The following is a 15,899-nucleotide window of genomic DNA, read 5'->3' on the forward strand; positions in this document are numbered from 1 at the left end:
CGAGCCCCGCACACCCCGGCAGAGAAGAAGGTCGTCCCGAACCGTGAGTGTTGCTCCGACTGAGATCGAACGCCCCGAATCGGCCGAGGAGACCTTCGCGGTCCCCGAACCCGATGTGCCGTGGGTGACGATCGTCCACAACGACCCGGTGAACCTCATGAGTTACGTGGCGTACGTCTTCCAGACCTATTTCGGCTACTCGAAGGACAAGGCGCACCGGCTGATGCTCGACGTCCACCAGAAGGGCCGCGCGGTCGTGTCCGCCGGCAGCCGCGAGGAGATGGAACGCGACGTGCAGGCGATGCACGGATTCGGACTCTGGGCGACCCTTTCCCAGGACCGCAACTGATGGCCGGCCAGTTCGAGGCGATCCCGGGCGGCGGAGCGGCCGTCGCCCTCGACGGGGTCGAGGTCTCGATCCTGCGCTCGCTCGCGGTGCAGCTGCTGGAGCTGATCGGCCCCGGTGACGAGCCCGCCGAGGGCGCGGACCCGCTCGCCGCGCTCTTCAACGAAGGCCCCAGCGAACCGCCCGCCGACCCCGCCGTCGCCCGGCTCTTCCCCAACGCCTACGGGGACGAGGACGACGAACAGCGCGAGTACTCCTCCGAATTCCGGCGGTTCACGGAGAACGACCTGCGCAGCCGCAAGCGCGAGGACGGCATAGCGGTCGTCCGCACACTCGACGCGCTCACCGCGGACGGCGAGGACGGCGTCGTCCTCGAACTGACCGCCGACGACTGCCTGCACTGGCTCGGCGCGCTCAACGACCTGCGGCTGACGATCGGCACCCGCCTGGAGGTCACGGACGAGGACGAGGGCGGCGACCTGTACCGCCTTCCGGACTCCGACCCGCGCAAGCCGATGGTCATGGCGTACCTCTGGCTGGGCGCCCTCCAGGAGACGCTCGTCGAGACACTGATGCCCTGACGGACCGTGGGTAACCCACCCTCTTCCGTACGCTCAAATGCCCCTCAGATCGGCATAACGATCCCGTCACCGGTCCCGCGACCTTTGCGGGGCCGGATGGAATTCGTCCCCTTTTCCCTGTGGCCCACGTCACATAATCATCCCCGGGCCGCCCCTGCCGCCGTGATAGATCTTCACGACCTCCCGGGGACGCCACCCCTGTCCCCGGAGGCGCTGACACCGGCCGACCGCCGGGAGCACTTCATCCATATATCCGGGGGGATCGGAAACGGCCCGCGGCCGAGCACGGCGCGGACCGGCATGGAGAAAGGGCGCACCACATGACCTCAGCGCAGGTCGACAAGGCTTACGGCGAGGGTGGCGGAGGCGGCGGGAGCGGCGCCGCGGGCGGCCCCACCGAGGAGGGCTACGAGCGCGGGCTCGGCAGCCGCCAGGTCCAGATGATCGCGATCGGCGGCGCGATCGGCGTCGGCCTCTTCATGGGCGCCGGAGCCAACATCGCCAAGGCCGGCCCCAGCATCATCCTCATGTACGCCCTCGCGGGTGTCGTGATCTTCTTCATCATGCGGGCGCTCGGCGAGCTGCTCCTCTACCGCCCGGTCTCGGGCTCCTTCGCGGAGTACGCCCGCGAGTTCCTCGGCCCCTTCTTCGGGTACGCCACGGGGTGGACGTACTGGCTGATGTGGGTGGTCACCGGCATGGCGGAACTGACCGCCGCCGCGATCTACATCCACTTCTGGTTTCCCGCGATCCCGCAATGGGTCAGCGCGCTGGTCTTCCTCGTGGTCCTCTTCGGCGTCAACCTGATCTCGGTGAAGATCTTCGGCGAGGTCGAGTTCTGGTTCTCGATGGTCAAGGTCACCGCCATCATCGGCATGATCGTCATCGGTCTCGGCGTGCTCACCCTCGGCTTCTCCGATGCCGGTGAGACCGCCAGTGCCTCCAACCTCTGGGCGCACGGCGGCCTCTTCCCGAACGGCATCGGCTCCAGCCTGATGACCCTCCAGGGCGTCATGTTCGCCTACCTCGCCGTCGAGCTGGTCGGTGTGACGGCGGGTGAGTCCGAGAACCCCGAGAAGACCCTCCCCAAGGCCATCAACACACTGCCCTGGCGCATCATCGTCTTCTACGTCGGCGCGCTCTCGGTGATCCTCGCGGTCGTCAGGTGGACCGAGTTCGAGGAGGGCACGAGCCCCTTCGTGCACGCCTTCGCGAAGATGGGCATCCCGCTCGCCGCGGGCATCGTCAACTTCGTCGTCCTGACCGCCGCGCTCTCCTCCTGCAACTCCGGTATGTACTCGACCGGCCGGATGCTCCGCGACCTCGCGGCCAACAGCGAGGCGCCGAAGGTCTTCGGCAAGCTGAACGCCCGCAAGACCCCGGCGGTCGGTATCACCCTCTCCGTCGCCCTGATGGGCATCGGGGTGATCCTCAACTACGTCGTGCCGGAGAAAGCTTTCGGCTACGTCACGTCAGTGGCCACCGCGGCCGGCATCTGGACCTGGATGATGATCCTCATCAGCCATATCCGCTACCGGCGCGGTGTGGAGGCGGGCCGACTGCCGGCCTCGCCCTTCCCCGCCCCCGGCGGCTCGCTGTTCAGCTGGGTCGCGCTCGCCTTCCTGGGCCTCGTCACCTGCCTCATCGCGTACGACAAGGACGCGCGCGTCTGCCTCTACGTGGCGGCGGTGTGGGCGGTCGGCCTGGCGGTCGGCTGGCAGTACCTGAGGCGGCGCGACCCGAGGATCGCGGAACAGGACACTCCGGAGTACGCCTCCGCCGCCGAGTAGTCCGACGGCGCGCAGCCGTACCCCGAGCCGCAACGCCCGACGGCCCCCGGAATCCGGGGGCCGTCGGGCGTGACCGCGTCAGCTCTCCGGGTCGGCAGGGTCGGCAGGGTCGGCCGGGTCGGCGGCGCCGGGCCGGCCGACTGCCCGGTCGCGGTCCACCGCCCGGCCCCGTGCCCCCGGCGCGGGACCGGGCGGTCCGCTTCCCGCTCCCGCCCCCGCGCCCCCGGCGGACCGCCCCTTATATTTCCCCCATGCTGACCATCTCCCAGGACCTGCGTGACCGGATCGTCGAGCACGCGCGGCGCGACCACCCCGACGAGGCGTGCGGCGTGGTCGCCGGGCCCGCCGGGACCGGACGGGCCGAGCGCTTCATCCCCATGCTCAACGCGGCCCGCTCGCCCACCTTCTACGAGTTCGACTCGGCGGACCTGCTCAAGCTCTACCGGGACATGGACGACCGCGACGAAGAGCCGGTGATCATCTACCACTCGCACACCGCGACCGAGGCGTACCCGTCCCGTACGGACATCACCTACGCCAACGAGCCGGCCGCCCACTACGTCCTCGTCTCCACCGCCGACACCGACGACGCGGGCCCCTTCCAGTTCCGCTCGTACCGGATCACCGACGGCGAGGTCACCGAAGAGGACGTCGAGGTCGTCTGACAGACTCGACCCGATCCCGACCGAACCAAGGCGGCAGGAGCCAGGAAGCCGGTGCGAAACCGGCGCGGTCCCGCCACTGTGACCAAGCCCCGCTTGGCAGCCAGGAACTGACCTGCCGCCCTTCTCCCACCACCCAGGGGACGCGGAAATCCCCCGGAGGAGGCCCAGCCATGCCCGTCCTGCCCCCGCGCGGCCGCGCGCTCACGCCCGCCACGCTGTCCGTCATATCCGCCGTACTGCTGCCGCTCACCCTCACCGCCTGTGGCGGCTCCCCGGGCCCGGCGGACCCGGCCGGCGCGAAGAACACCGCCGCGAAGCCCGCCCCCGGCTTCCCGTACACCGTCACCAACTGCGGCGTGAAAACCACCTTCCCGGCGCCGCCGCAGCGCGTGGTGACCATGAACCAGCACGTCACCGAGATCATGCTGGCGCTCGGCCTGCGGAAATCCCTCGTCGGCACGGCCTACCTGGACGACACCATCCTCCCCGCCTACGCGAAGGCGTACGCGAGCGTCCCGGTGCTCGCCAAGGAGTACCCCTCCAAGGAGAAACTCCTCGCCGCCGACCCCGACTTCGTCTACGGCGGCTACGCCAGCGCCTTCGCCGCCAACGAGGGCCGCGCCCGCGACGACCTCCAGGGCTCCGGCATCAACACCCGGCTCAACCTGGAGAACTGCGCCCAGGGCAAGACCTCCATGGACGACCTCTACCAGGAGATCGAAGAGACAGGACGCACCTTCGGCGTCCCCGACCGCGCCGAGCGCTGGACCGAACAGGCCCGTGCCACCCTCGCCGCCACCGCCGCCGGGCTGAAGGGCGTCGAGCCGCTCTCCGTCTTCGTCTACGACAGCGGCGACAAGACCGCCTTCACCGCGGGCGGCAAGGGCATCGGCAACGACCTCATCAACCGCGCCGGCGGCACCAACGTCTTCGCCGACCTCGACAAGTCCTTCGGCGACGCCACCTGGGAACAGGTCGTCGCCCGCAAGCCCGACGTCATCGTCATCTACGACTACGGCTCCACCACCGTCGCGCAGAAGAAGAAGCGGCTGCTGGAGGACCCCGTGCTGGCGGACGTACCGGCGATCAGAAACAAGCGGTTCGCGGTCATGCCCCTGTCCGACGTGGTCCTCGGCGTACGCGCCCCCGCCGCCGTCGAACGGCTCGCCGCCCAACTGCACCCCGAAGCCGCCGAGTAAGCCGCCCGCCGTGACCTGCCACACCCCGCCCGGCCCCGGGCGGCTGCGCTACACCCTGGTGCTGGCCTGCCTCGCCGCCGCGCTCGCCGCGGCCGTCGTGGCGGGCCTCGCCCTCGGCTCCGTACGCATCCCGCCCGGCCAGGTGCTCACCATCCTGACCGGCGGCGCCGAACCGAGCCCCTTCCGCACCATCGTGCTCGACGTACGGCTGCCGCGCGTCCTCCTCGGCGCGATCGTCGGCGCCGGGCTCGCCGTCGTCGGCACCGTCCTCCAGGCCCTCGTACGCAACCGGCTCGCCGACCCCTTCCTGCTCGGGATCTCCTCCGGCGCCTCCGCCGGAGCCGTCCTCGTCCTCGTCCTCGGCATCGGCGGCGGGATCACCACCACCGTCGCCATGCCCGCCGCCGCCTTCGCCGGCTCACTCCTCGCCCTGGTCCTGGTGTACGCACTGGCCCGGCAGGGCCCCACCATGACCGGCGGCCGGCTCCTCCTCGCCGGGGTCGCCGTCTCGTACATCCTCTCCGCCCTCACCACCCTCGTCCTGGTCGTCTCCGCCCGGCCCGAACACTTCCAGGAAGCGCTCTACTGGTCGCTCGGCGGCCTCGGCAGCGCCCGCTGGGGCACGCTCCTCCTGCCCGCCGTCGTCCTCGCCGCCGGGATCGCGCTGCTCATGACGCTCGCCAGACCACTCGACCTGCTGCTCGTGGGGGAGGAGGGCGCCACCGTCCTCGGCCTCGACACCGCACGCTTCCGCGCCGCCGTCTTCGTCCTCGCCTCCCTGGTCACCGGGGTGATGGTCGCCGCCAGCGGCGCCGTCGGCTTCATCGGACTCCTCGTCCCGCACGCCGCGCGCATGGCCGTCGGCGCCACCCACCGCGCCCTGCTGCCCGTCGCCGCGCTCGGCGGAGCCGTCGTCCTGGTCGCCGCCGACCTCGCCGCCCGTACCGTCGCCGCACCCCAGGACATCCCCGTCGGCGTCCTCACCGCCCTCACCGGCGGACCCCTCTTCCTGTGGCTGATGCGCCGCCGCCCGGAAGGAACCCCCGTATGACCACCCCCGTGACCGCACCGGCGACCACCCCGGCCGCCGGACTCCGCATCGAGGGACTGTCCTACGGCGCCGGCGGCCGCCACCTCGTCGACGCCGCCGACCTCACCGCCGCCCCCGGCGAGACCGTCGGACTCGTCGGCCCCAACGGCAGCGGCAAGACCACCCTGCTGCGCTGCGTCTACGGCACCCTGCGCCCCAGCCACGGCCGCGCCCTGCTCGACGGCGACGACCTGCACACCATGACCCCCAAGGCCCGGGCCCGGCGCGTCGCCACCGTCCCCCAGGACGGGCAGAGCGACTTCGAACTGACCGTCCGCGACGTCGTCGCCATGGGCCGCTCCCCGCACAAACGCTTCTGGGAAGCCGACACGGCGGCCGACACCGCCCTCGCCGACGCCGCCCTCGAACGCGTCGGCATCGCCGCCCTCGCCACCCGCGCCTTCCCCTCCCTGTCCGGCGGCGAACGCCAGCGCGCCCTCGTCGCCCGCGCCCTGGTCCAGCAGCCGTCCCTGCTCGTCCTCGACGAACCGACCAACCACCTCGACATCCGCTACCAGCTCGACATCCTCACCCTGATCAAGCGAGCAGGGACCACCAACCTGCTCGCCCTGCACGACCTGAACCTCGCCGCGTACTACTGCGACCGGATCTACGTCCTCCAGGCCGGCCGGATCGTCGCCTCCGGCACCCCGCACGACGTCCTCACGCCCGAGCTGCTCGCGACCGTCTACGGGGTGACGGCCGAGGTCAGCACCCACCCCGTCACCGGCGCCCGCACCGTCGTCTACCTCCCGCCGTCCACCTGACGAACACCCTGCGTCCAGCACGCGAGATCACCTATCGGGACGCCGACCGGGAATCGATACGATGACCGCATGGTTCCCCACGACGTGAGCGACCCGACGCCGAGCAGCCCCCTGCTCGTGGCGCGGCTGCACGTCGACCTGTGCCGCCTCGCCAGCGCCATCTGTCCCGACAGCGCCGCAGGCTGAGCGACGCCCCCGAGCGCAGCCACCCGCATACGCACCACCCACCCGCGCGGGGGCACGCGCCGCGCGCCCGCCACGCCACCGCCCGCCACGCCACTTCCCGACAGGAGCCCACGCCATGGCCATCGAGGTCCGCATCCCGACCATCCTCCGCACCTACACCGGCGGCGCCAAGGCCGTCGAGGGCGCCGGCGACACCATCTCCGAGCTCTTCGCCGACCTGGAGACCCGCCACGCCGGCATCCGGGAGCGCCTCCTCGACCCCGCCAAGGGCGACCAGCTCCGCCGCTTCGTGAACGTCTACCTCAACGACGAGGACGTCCGCTTCCTCGACGGCATCTCCACCAAGCTCGCCGACGGCGACAGCGTCACCATCCTCCCGGCCGTGGCAGGCGGCGCCCTCGCGGCGCACCCCGCCTGATGCGGTACGACTCCCCGCTGGCGGCGGTCGGCAACACGCCCCTGGTCCGGCTGCCCAGGCTGTCCCCCTCGGACGACGTCCGGATCTGGGCCAAGCTGGAGGACCGCAACCCGACCGGCTCGGTCAAGGACCGCCCCGCCCTCCACATGGTCGAACAGGCCGAGAAGGACGGACGGCTCACCCCCGGCTGCACGATCCTGGAGCCCACCAGCGGAAACACCGGCATCTCGCTCGCCATGGCGGCCAAGCTCAAGGGCTACCGCATCGTCTGCGTCATGCCCGAGAACACCTCACAGGAGCGCCGCGACCTGCTCGCCATGTGGGGCGCGGAGATCGTCTTCTCCCCGGCGGCGGGCGGCTCCAACACGGCCGTACGGGTCGCCAAGGAACTGGCGGCCGAGAACCCCTCCTGGGTGATGCTCTACCAGTACGGGAACCCCGACAACGCGGGCGCCCACTACGCCACCACCGGCCCGGAGATCCTCGCCGACCTGCCCTCCGTCACCCACTTCGTGGCGGGCCTCGGCACCACGGGCACCCTGATGGGCGTCGGCCGCTTCCTGCGCGAACAGAAGCCCGACATCAAGATCGTCGCCGCCGAGCCGCGCTACGACGACCTGGTCTACGGCCTGCGCAACCTCGACGAGGGCTTCGTCCCCGAGCTGTACGACGCCTCCGTCCTGACCACCCGCTTCTCCGTCGGCTCCGCCGACGCGGTCACCCGCACCCGCGAACTCCTCCAGCAGGAGGGCATCTTCGCGGGCGTCTCCACCGGTGCGGCACTGCACGCCGCGATCGGTGTGGGCAGGAAGGCGGTCACGGCCGGTGAGAGCGCCGACATCGTCTTCGTCGTCGCGGACGGCGGCTGGAAATACCTCTCCACGGGCGTTTACACGGCCGCCACCACGGAAGAGGCCATCGAAACGCTGCACGGCCAGCTCTGGGCGTAGCCCCGGGCCAGCCCTGGGCGTAGCCCCGGCACCACGCGCCACCCGTCGCGTACCCCCCGTGGCGCGACCCCCGTACCAGGAGCCCCCGGCGCCCCACCCGAACCGGGTGGGGCGCCGGGGGCTCCTGGGTTGTCGCACCGCATCGGGGCTCCCGGGCGCCGCGCCGCGCCACGCCCACCGGCCGACGTCCATCCGAACCGGTGACAGAGCAGGTGAGTTCGCACACATGGGGCTACCGCGGAGGAGCGACCAGGCGTTTCGCGCTTTACGCTCGACGAACCGCACGACCCCCGTCGCCCCCCTTCCACGCCACGGAGGTTCACGCTCCATGAAGCTCACCGTCGTCGGCTGCTCGGGCTCGTTCCCCTCCGCGGGATCCGCCTGCTCCAGCTACCTCGTAGAGGCCGACGACTTCAGGCTGCTCCTCGACATGGGTAACGGCGCCCTCGGCGAGCTGCAGCGCCATATCGGTCTCTACGACCTTGACGCCATCTTCCTCAGCCACCTCCACGCGGATCACTGCATCGACATGTGCGGGTACTTCGTCGCCCGCTACTACCGCTTCGACGGCGGCCGCTGCGGTGCCCTCCCGGTCTACGGACCCGAAGGCACCGAGCAGCGGCTCACCACCGCCTACGCGGACACCCCGACGGAGAGGTCGATGGCCGAGGTCTTCGACTTCCACACGCTCAAGCCGGGCTCCTTCGACATCGGCCCCTTCCAGGTCCGTACGGAGAAGGTCGCCCACCCCGTCGAGACCTTCGCCATCCGGATCGAGCACGAAGGCCGCTCGCTCACCTACTCCGGCGACACCGGAGTGTGCGAGCCGCTGGTCGAGCTCGCCGAGGACACCGATCTCTTCCTCTGCGAAGCCGCCTTCACCTACGGCAAGGAAGACATCCCCGACCTGCATCTCAACGGCCGGGAAGCCGGTGCCCACGCCGCGCGGGCCCGCGCGCGCAGGCTCGTCCTCACGCACATCCCGCCCTGGACGGACGCCGAGCGGAATCTGTCGGACGCCCGCGCGGTGTACCGGGGACCGTCGGAACTGGCCGTACCCGGCGCGGTCTACCAGGTCTGACCCGCCGTCCCGCACGGCCTGACCTGCCGCGTCCCGGACGGCCTGACCGGCCACGTCCCGCATGGCCTGACCGGTGGTCGGGCCATGCGCGAAGCCCCCGCCTCTGATCGCAGAGGCGGGGGCTTCGTCCGTACGGGGACGCCGGAGGCGTCCGGGTCCGGCGCTTACTTGGTCAGGTCCTCGATCTCCTCCTCGGGCTCCCGGCCCGGGGTGGTGAGGTTGAACTTGACGATCGCGTAGCGGAACACCACGTAGTAGATGGCCGCGAAGACCACGCCTATCGGAATGATCAGCCACGGTCTCGTCGAGAGGTTCCAGTTCAGCGCGTAGTCGAGCAAGCCCGCGGAGAAGGTGAATCCGGTATGCACGCCGAGCGCCCAGGTGATCGCCATGGACAGGGCGGTGAGGACGGCGTGGACCGCGTACAGCACCGGGGCGATGAACATGAACGAGAACTCGATGGGCTCGGTCACACCGGTGACGAAGGACGTCAGGGCCAGCGAGACCATCATGCCCATCACGGCCTTGCGGCGCTCGGGGCGGGCGGTGTGCGCGATGGCGATGGCCGCGGCCGGGAGGCCGAACATCATGATCGGGAAGAAGCCCGACATGAACTGACCGGCGGTCGGGTCGTTCGCGAAGAAGCGGGTCAGGTCGCCGTGGACGACATCGCCGGCGGCGTTCTTGAAGTCACCTATCTGGAACCAGGCGACGGAGTTCACGAACTGGTGCATGCCGATCGGGATCAGCGCGCGGTTGATCAGACCGAAGATGCCGGCGCCGACAGCGCCCAGGCCGGTCATCCACGTACCGAAGTCGGAGATGACGTTACCGATCGGCTCCCAGATCAGGCCGAAGATGACACCCATGATCACGCCGACGAAGGCCATGATGATCGGGACGAGGCGGCGGCCGTTGAAGAAGCCCAGCCAGTCGACCAGCTTCTTGCGATGGAAGCGCTGCCACAGGACCGCGGACAGCAGACCCATGATGATGCCGCCGAGGACACCGGGGTTGTTGTATGTCGCGGGGGTGTCCGCACCGGGGCCGACGATGGCGTCGGTGACCGGGAACGCCTTCAGCACGTTGCTGTAGACCAGGTAACCCACCAGCGCGGCGAGAGCGGTCGAGCCGTCGGACTTCTTCGCGAAGCCGATGGCGACGCCGATGGCGAAGAGCATCGGCAGGTTGTCGAAGACCGCGCCACCCGCGGTGGCGAAGACGGAGGCGACCTTGTGCCATCCGAGGCCGTCGTCGCCGAACACATCGGGCTGGCCGAGACGGAGCAGAATGCCCGCGGCCGGCAGCACGGCGATCGGCAGCTGCAGGCTGCGACCGACCTTCTGCAAGCCCTGGATCAGGCCGGATCCCCGCTTCTTCGCGGGGGCCGCCTGAGCGGTAGACGTACTCATTACATCCTCCATGGAGCACGAAGCGCCGCCGGAGGACCGATAGAGGGTGGACGGCGACGTCGCGGGAACGCGGACGCACAGCCGCGTGGTCTACACCTTTGATGGTGTAGACCAGTTGTAACACGGTAGGGATCGGATAAGGAACCCGCGAAAGCTGTGTCATCGGTCATAGTGGCTCAAGTCAGACAAAATGCCCCCGAATCTTGATTCGGGGGCCCGTGTCCAAGCGGCCGACCTCGGACAAAAGGCATCAACCGCCTGGCTGAACCGGGGTATTCCGCCGCTCGTTCTCCTCCGTGGGCCCCTCCGGGTCCTCCGCCCGCCGGCCCTCCGGGCCTTCTGCCAGACCTTCCGCCGGGCCCGCCCGCTCGGGACCCGCCCGCTCCGGGGACTCCCGCTCCGGGGACTCGTCCGGTCCGCGCCCCGGCGTCGGGAGATCGAACGCCGTGATCGCGAGACGGAAGACCACGTAGTACACGACCGCGAAGCACAGTCCGATCGGAATGATCAGCCACGGCTCCGAGTCCAGATGCCAGTTCACGACATAGTCGATCAGCCCCGCCGAGAAGCTGAAGCCCGCACGCACCCCCAGTGCCCAGGTGACCGCCATCGACACACCCGTCAGCAGTGCGTGCACGCCGTACAGCAGCGGCGCCGCGAACATGAACGAGAACTCCAGCGGCTCGGTCACCCCCGTCACGAACGAGGTCAGCGCGACCGAGACCATCAGCCCCATGACCCTTTTGCGGTGCTCGGGGCGGGCACAGTGCGCGATGGCGAGCGCCGCCGCCGGAAGACCGAACATCATGATCGGGAAGAAGCCCGACATGAACTGCCCCGCCGACGGATCCCCCGCGAAGAACCTGGTCAGATCCCCCTGGATCACCGTTCCTTCCGGCCCCGTCCGATCGCCCGCCTGGAACCAGAAGAAGGTGTTCAGGAACTGGTGCATGCCGACGGGGATGAGCAGCCGGTTCGCCACGCCGAAGACGCCCGCGCCCCAGGCGCCCAGACCGATCAACCGCCGGGCGAACGAGGTCAGCGCGTCCCCCACCGGCCCCCACAGCAGTCCGAACAGCACACCGAGGACGACGCAGATGAACGCCATCAGGATCGGCACCAGGCGCCGCCCGTTGAAGAAACCGAGCCAGTCCACCAGCCTCGTGCGATGGAAGCGCTGCCAGACGACCGCCGTGAGCAGCCCGATCAGGATGCCGCCGAGCACGCCCGGATTCTGCGGCACGCCATCGGGTGTCGCCTTCGTCACCGAGCCGCCGACCGGGAAAGCGCCCAGGACGCTGTGGTAGACGAGGAAGCCGACCACCGCGGCGAGCGCCGTCGAACCGTCGGCCTTCCTGGCGAAGCCGATCGCCACTCCGACGCAGAAGAGCAGCGGAAGACCGAACGCGCCGTCGAGGATGGCGCCGCCGCCGAGGCCGAGCACCTTCCCCGTCCGCTCCCAGAAGGCGCCGTGCTGATACGCGGCACAGAGGTTGCCCAGGCTGACCAGCAGACCCGCGGCCGGCAGGACCGCCACCGGGAGCTGGAGACTGCGGCCGATCTTCTGCAGCCCCTGGAACAGCCCGTTCCGCCACTTCCCCGGCGGCGCCGGCCGCCGCCCCGGCGCCCCGGCGATGTCGGCGCTCATCGGCGTCCTCCTCCTGCCGTGGAATCCGGTCGTGGATCCGGTTGTGGATCCCGTCGTGGATCCCGTCGTGGAACAAGACAGGTCTGAAAGCTGTTCGGAACTGGTGTAGACCAGTTGCGGTACGCTCCCCGGGCCCGGCTTCAGCAAGGACCGGTGATCGTCATCATGGAATACGCGCCGATTGCCCGCCCCTGAGGATGGTCCAACCGTGCGTTACCGTGGCAAAACGGGCCGGAGCTGGGCCAGAAGACAGCGTTTCAAGAGTCAGGGAGAAAGACATGGCCACCAAGGCTGAGAAGATCGTCGCCGGGCTCGGCGGGCTCGACAACATCGAAGAGGTCGAAGGCTGCATCACCCGCCTCCGCACCGAGGTCGTGGACCCCTCCCTGGTGGACGAGGCCGCTCTGAAGGCCGCCGGAGCCCACGGCGTCGTCAAGATGGGCACCGCGATCCAGGTCGTCGTCGGCACCGACGCGGACCCCATCGCCGCCGACATCGAAGACATGATGTGAACTGAACCACCCCGAGGGACCCGCTCCGCACCACCGGAACGGGTCCCTCACCCATGTCCCGATAGGCTCACACCCATGTCTCGAATCGACGGCCGCACCCCCGAACAGCTCCGCCCCGTCACCATCGAACGAGGATGGAGCAAGCACGCCGAAGGCTCTGTCCTCATCTCCTTCGGCGACACCAAAGTCTTCTGCACCGCCTCCGTCACCGAAGGCGTCCCCCGCTGGCGCAAGGGAAGCGGCGAAGGCTGGGTCACCGCCGAATACTCGATGCTGCCCCGCTCCACCAACACCCGCGGCGACCGCGAATCCGTACGCGGCAAGATCGGCGGCCGCACCCACGAGATCAGCCGCCTCATCGGCCGCTCCCTGCGCGCCGTCATCGACTACAAGGCCCTCGGCGAGAACACCATCGTCCTCGACTGCGACGTCCTCCAGGCCGACGGCGGCACCCGCACCGCCGCCATCACCGGCGCGTACGTCGCCCTCGCCGACGCCGTCGCCTGGGCCCAGGGCAAGAAGATCGTCAAGGCCGGCCGCCGCCCGCTCACCGGCACCGTCGCCGCCGTCAGCGTCGGCATCGTCGACGGCGCCCCCCTCCTCGACCTCTGCTACGAGGAAGACGTCCGCGCCGAAACCGACATGAACGTCGTCTGCACCGGAGACGGCCGCTTCGTCGAGGTCCAGGGCACAGCGGAGGCCGAGCCCTTCGACCGCAAGGAACTGAACGCGCTGCTCGACCTCGCCACCGCCGGCTGCGTCGACCTCGCCGCCCTCCAGCGCACCGCGCTCGAAGAAACCCTGACGAAGTAAGGCCCCTCCGGCTCCGGCCCCGGCCGCTGTCCGGCCAGGGCGCCGGTTCCGGTCCGTACGGTCCGTACGGGCACACGGCGCGACCGCGTGCCCGTACGCTTCCCGGCGGCGACCCCGGACCGCATGATCCCCGACCCCGTCCCGCGCCCGCACCGGCGGGGCACCGCACCGGCGGCACCGGTACCCGCGGCACCGATACTGGGGGGCATGACCCGCCTGATCCTCGCCACCCGCAACGCCGGGAAGCTCACCGAACTCACGGCCATCCTCGCCGACGCCGGCCTGCCCCACGACCTCGTCGGCGCGGACGCCTACCCGGACATTCCCGACGTCAAGGAAACCGGCGTCACCTTCGCCGAGAACGCCCTCCTCAAGGCCCACGCCCTCGCCGCCGCCACCGGCCTCCCCGCCGTCGCCGACGACTCCGGCCTCTGCGTCGACGTCCTCGGCGGCGCCCCCGGCATCTTCTCCGCCCGCTGGTCCGGCACCCACGGCGACGACACGGCGAACCTGAACCTGCTGCTGGCCCAACTCGCCGACATCGCCCCGCCCCACCGGGGCGCCCACTTCGCCTGCGCGGCGGCCCTCGCCCTCCCCGACGGCACGGAACGCGTCGTCGAAGGCCGCCTCCTGGGCACCCTGCGCACCACCCCCACCGGCACGGGAGGCTTCGGCTACGACCCGATCCTGCAGCCGGAGGGCGAGACGCGCACCTGCGCGGAGCTGTCGGCGCCGGAGAAGAACGCGATCAGCCACCGCGGCCAGGCGTTTCGCGCACTGATCCCGGTGATGCGCGAGCTGCTGGGCTGAGGCGCTCCCGTACGTCGAAGGGCGCGGAGCCCTCTTCAGGTTCCGCGCCCTTTCGCTGTGGGCCCGGTGGGATTCGAACCCACGACACACCGGACCTAAACCGGCGCCCTCTGGCCAGCTGGGGTACGGACCCGCAGCGTGCAGCTTACTGTGCTCCGCCACGACGGTTCGAGAACGTGACTGTCTGGCTGTGGCACGAGGGGCACAGGTAGCGCAGGTTCTCGATCCGGTTGTCCAGCCGGTCGCCGTTGATGTGGTCGATCTCCAGGACGAGTCTCCGGCCTTGCCAGGTGTCGTTGAGACCGCATGCGGCACAGGTGCGGGGCACCCCCACGTCGTCCATGGCCCGGCGCAGCAAGGCCGTCTTCGCTCGCGGGGAACCGGTCTCCCGGCGCTGGAGGATGTGATCCGCCGTCCTGCGGGACGGCGAGGGGCGGCCCGCCCCGTGCCCCTGCCCGGCGAAGTGGCCCACATCGATGCCGTACGCCTCGATGCTCCTTTTCAGGAGGGTGCGGCCCGAGCCACCGCTGGGGCGCCCCAACACCCTTATCACTTCCGCCAGGCTGCGCGACGCGGCTACGGCGGGAACGAGTTCGGCGCGGGGAATCAGCGGCCGAGTGCCATTCCCGCGCCGCCCCGTGAAATGAGCGGTGTCGATACCGAACCGGTCGAGCTTTCGCCGGAGATGGCCGTAGGCACTGTCGTAAGGCGCGACGCCCATGTGTTCCAGCATCCCTCTGATGCTGGTCGAATGAGCTGCGGCTTCTTCGAGGCGCTCCCGTGGGTAGGACTCAGGGCTGCGCGCCGGCAGTCGCTCGTCGACGAAGTGGGCCGTGTCGATGCCGTAGAAGACCAGTCGGTTGCGCAGATACCGACAGGGGCCACTGCCGAGCGGGGCGCCAAGCAGACGCATGAGATCGACGAGGCTCGTGGCTCGGGCGGCCGTGCGGATCAGCAGGTCGCGGGGGTACTTCTGGACGCTCACGTGGTTACCCGCCGCTTCCGTCCTCGGTAAGTATCGGTTACCGCATGGCAGTTGGGGCAGAGGAGGCGGAGGTTCTCCGGGCGGTTGTCCCACCAGTCGCCGTTGACGTGATCGGCTTCGAGTCGTAGGGGTTTGCCGTTCCACTCCGTGCCGGTGCCGCACATCGCGCACGACTCGTCCACTCCCGCGTTCAGGAGTTCGCGGCGCAGCCGGCTGCCGGGAATTCTTCCGTCCGACGGTGAGCCCAGGACCAGACGGTCGTTCGTCGCTCTTTTCGACCGCCCCCGCCGTGTGGTGGAGAAGTGCGACGTGTCGACTCCCAACGCGGTTATGCGACGGCCTATGTGGGCCTGATTGCCGCCCACCGGGCTGATTCCGAGTCGGCGTACCACCTCGGCCACGCTCGCCGAGCGTGCGACCAGTTCGCGTAGCGTTTCGTCGGAGTGGCGCACCCACTTGGTCCGGAAATGCGAGGTGTCTATGCCCGCCTCGGCCATCTTGGCCCGGAGATACCGTCGGCTGCCCGGCGTTGGTTCGCCTCCGCACCATTCCACCGCGTCGTCGTAATTCCCGGTCGCTCTCGCCGCCTCTTCCATGAGCGCATGGGTGTATCTGAGCGTCATCGTTCGTTCCCCTTCGCTCGCTG

Annotated in this window: 17 protein-coding genes, 1 tRNA gene, 1 pseudogene and 1 riboswitch; of the genes and pseudogenes, 14 read left to right on the plus strand and 5 right to left on the minus strand. The window is 70.0% G+C overall.

Annotated elements, in window-relative coordinates; genetic code table 11:
• Window positions 1-43: 43 nt before the first annotated feature.
• The 11 genes from clpS (at window position 44) to ACIBAE_RS04415 (ending at window position 9,073) form a co-directional block, all read left to right on the plus strand.
• On the plus strand, window positions 44-349 hold the full coding sequence (gene clpS, locus ACIBAE_RS04365; protein WP_399282282.1) for an ATP-dependent Clp protease adapter ClpS: 306 nt from the start codon (window positions 44-46) through the stop codon (window positions 347-349).
• A complete protein-coding gene (locus ACIBAE_RS04370) occupies window positions 349-927 on the plus strand; it encodes a DUF2017 domain-containing protein (RefSeq protein WP_399282283.1) in 579 nt (192 codons plus the stop codon). The genes clpS and ACIBAE_RS04370 overlap by 1 nt, the downstream gene beginning before the upstream one ends.
• Window positions 928-1,247: 320 nt before the next feature.
• Window positions 1,248-2,717 (plus strand): amino acid permease, encoded by a 1,470-nt coding sequence (locus ACIBAE_RS04375; RefSeq protein WP_399282284.1) that lies wholly within the window; start codon window positions 1,248-1,250, stop codon window positions 2,715-2,717.
• Window positions 2,718-2,968: 251 nt separating this feature from the next.
• Window positions 2,969-3,382: a Mov34/MPN/PAD-1 family protein gene (locus tag ACIBAE_RS04380; RefSeq protein WP_399282285.1), complete on the plus strand. Its 414-nt coding sequence runs from the start codon at window positions 2,969-2,971 to the stop codon at window positions 3,380-3,382.
• Window positions 3,377-3,513: riboswitch (cobalamin riboswitch) on the plus strand. Its footprint overlaps the gene before it by 6 nt.
• Window positions 3,514-3,552: 39 nt before the next feature.
• Window positions 3,553-4,581, plus strand: a complete 1,029-nt coding sequence (locus ACIBAE_RS04385; protein ID WP_399282286.1) for an ABC transporter substrate-binding protein — start codon at window positions 3,553-3,555, stop codon at window positions 4,579-4,581.
• A 10-nt stretch (window positions 4,582-4,591) separates the two neighbouring features.
• Window positions 4,592-5,632, plus strand: a complete 1,041-nt coding sequence (locus ACIBAE_RS04390) for a FecCD family ABC transporter permease (protein WP_399282287.1) — start codon at window positions 4,592-4,594, stop codon at window positions 5,630-5,632.
• Window positions 5,629-6,438 (plus strand): ABC transporter ATP-binding protein, encoded by an 810-nt coding sequence (locus tag ACIBAE_RS04395; RefSeq protein WP_399282288.1) that lies wholly within the window; start codon window positions 5,629-5,631, stop codon window positions 6,436-6,438. The genes ACIBAE_RS04390 and ACIBAE_RS04395 overlap by 4 nt, the downstream gene beginning before the upstream one ends.
• Before the next feature lie 69 nt (window positions 6,439-6,507).
• Window positions 6,508-6,624: a putative leader peptide gene (locus ACIBAE_RS04400; protein WP_399282289.1), complete on the plus strand. Its 117-nt coding sequence runs from the start codon at window positions 6,508-6,510 to the stop codon at window positions 6,622-6,624.
• A gap of 115 nt (window positions 6,625-6,739) precedes the next feature.
• Window positions 6,740-7,042 carry a MoaD/ThiS family protein gene (locus ACIBAE_RS04405; RefSeq protein ID WP_399282290.1) on the plus strand — a complete coding sequence of 101 codons (303 nt, stop codon included), beginning with the start codon at window positions 6,740-6,742 and terminating at the stop codon, window positions 7,040-7,042.
• Window positions 7,042-7,992 carry a PLP-dependent cysteine synthase family protein gene (locus tag ACIBAE_RS04410; protein ID WP_399282291.1) on the plus strand — a complete coding sequence of 317 codons (951 nt, stop codon included), beginning with the start codon at window positions 7,042-7,044 and terminating at the stop codon, window positions 7,990-7,992. The genes ACIBAE_RS04405 and ACIBAE_RS04410 overlap by 1 nt, the downstream gene beginning before the upstream one ends.
• A gap of 328 nt (window positions 7,993-8,320) precedes the next feature.
• The gene (locus ACIBAE_RS04415; RefSeq protein WP_399282292.1) at window positions 8,321-9,073 is read left to right on the plus strand and encodes an MBL fold metallo-hydrolase; all 753 of its coding nucleotides are present in this window, start codon (window positions 8,321-8,323) and stop codon (window positions 9,071-9,073) included.
• A gap of 164 nt (window positions 9,074-9,237) precedes the next feature.
• Here ACIBAE_RS04415 and ACIBAE_RS04420 read toward each other — a convergent pair whose 3' ends face one another.
• Complete coding sequence (locus ACIBAE_RS04420; protein ID WP_399282293.1) at window positions 9,238-10,485, minus strand: PTS transporter subunit EIIC; 1,248 nt, start codon at window positions 10,483-10,485, stop codon at window positions 9,238-9,240.
• 397 nt (window positions 10,486-10,882) lie between these two features.
• A pseudogene (locus ACIBAE_RS04425) lies at window positions 10,883-12,133 on the minus strand (PTS transporter subunit EIIC); the annotation flags it as partial.
• A gap of 197 nt (window positions 12,134-12,330) precedes the next feature.
• Between ACIBAE_RS04425 and ACIBAE_RS04430 the strand changes: the two are divergent.
• From ACIBAE_RS04430 to rdgB, 3 genes are all read left to right on the plus strand, one after another.
• The gene (locus ACIBAE_RS04430; protein ID WP_399282294.1) at window positions 12,331-12,645 is read left to right on the plus strand and encodes a glucose PTS transporter subunit EIIB; all 315 of its coding nucleotides are present in this window, start codon (window positions 12,331-12,333) and stop codon (window positions 12,643-12,645) included.
• A gap of 75 nt (window positions 12,646-12,720) precedes the next feature.
• Window positions 12,721-13,458, plus strand: a complete 738-nt coding sequence (gene rph / locus ACIBAE_RS04435) for a ribonuclease PH (protein ID WP_399282295.1) — start codon at window positions 12,721-12,723, stop codon at window positions 13,456-13,458.
• A 207-nt stretch (window positions 13,459-13,665) separates the two neighbouring features.
• On the plus strand, window positions 13,666-14,268 hold the full coding sequence (gene rdgB / locus ACIBAE_RS04440) for an RdgB/HAM1 family non-canonical purine NTP pyrophosphatase (protein ID WP_399282296.1): 603 nt from the start codon (window positions 13,666-13,668) through the stop codon (window positions 14,266-14,268).
• A 58-nt stretch (window positions 14,269-14,326) separates the two neighbouring features.
• Here the strand turns inward: rdgB and ACIBAE_RS04445 are convergent.
• The 3 genes from ACIBAE_RS04445 to ACIBAE_RS04455 all read right to left on the minus strand — a co-directional run bounded on the left by ACIBAE_RS04445 (window position 14,327) and on the right by ACIBAE_RS04455 (window position 15,876).
• Window positions 14,327-14,401: transfer RNA gene (locus tag ACIBAE_RS04445), tRNA-Leu, on the minus strand.
• 12 nt (window positions 14,402-14,413) lie between these two features.
• Window positions 14,414-15,253 carry an HNH endonuclease gene (locus ACIBAE_RS04450; RefSeq protein ID WP_399282297.1) on the minus strand — a complete coding sequence of 280 codons (840 nt, stop codon included), beginning with the start codon at window positions 15,251-15,253 and terminating at the stop codon, window positions 14,414-14,416.
• Window positions 15,250-15,876, minus strand: a complete 627-nt coding sequence (locus ACIBAE_RS04455; RefSeq protein WP_399282298.1) for an HNH endonuclease — start codon at window positions 15,874-15,876, stop codon at window positions 15,250-15,252. Before ACIBAE_RS04455 ends, ACIBAE_RS04450 begins: the two co-directional genes overlap by 4 nt.
• Window positions 15,877-15,899: the final 23 nt, after the last annotated feature.

It is taken from the genome of Streptomyces sp. NPDC051569, from assembly GCF_044454085.1.
Lineage (GTDB): Bacteria > Actinomycetota > Actinomycetes > Streptomycetales > Streptomycetaceae > Streptomyces.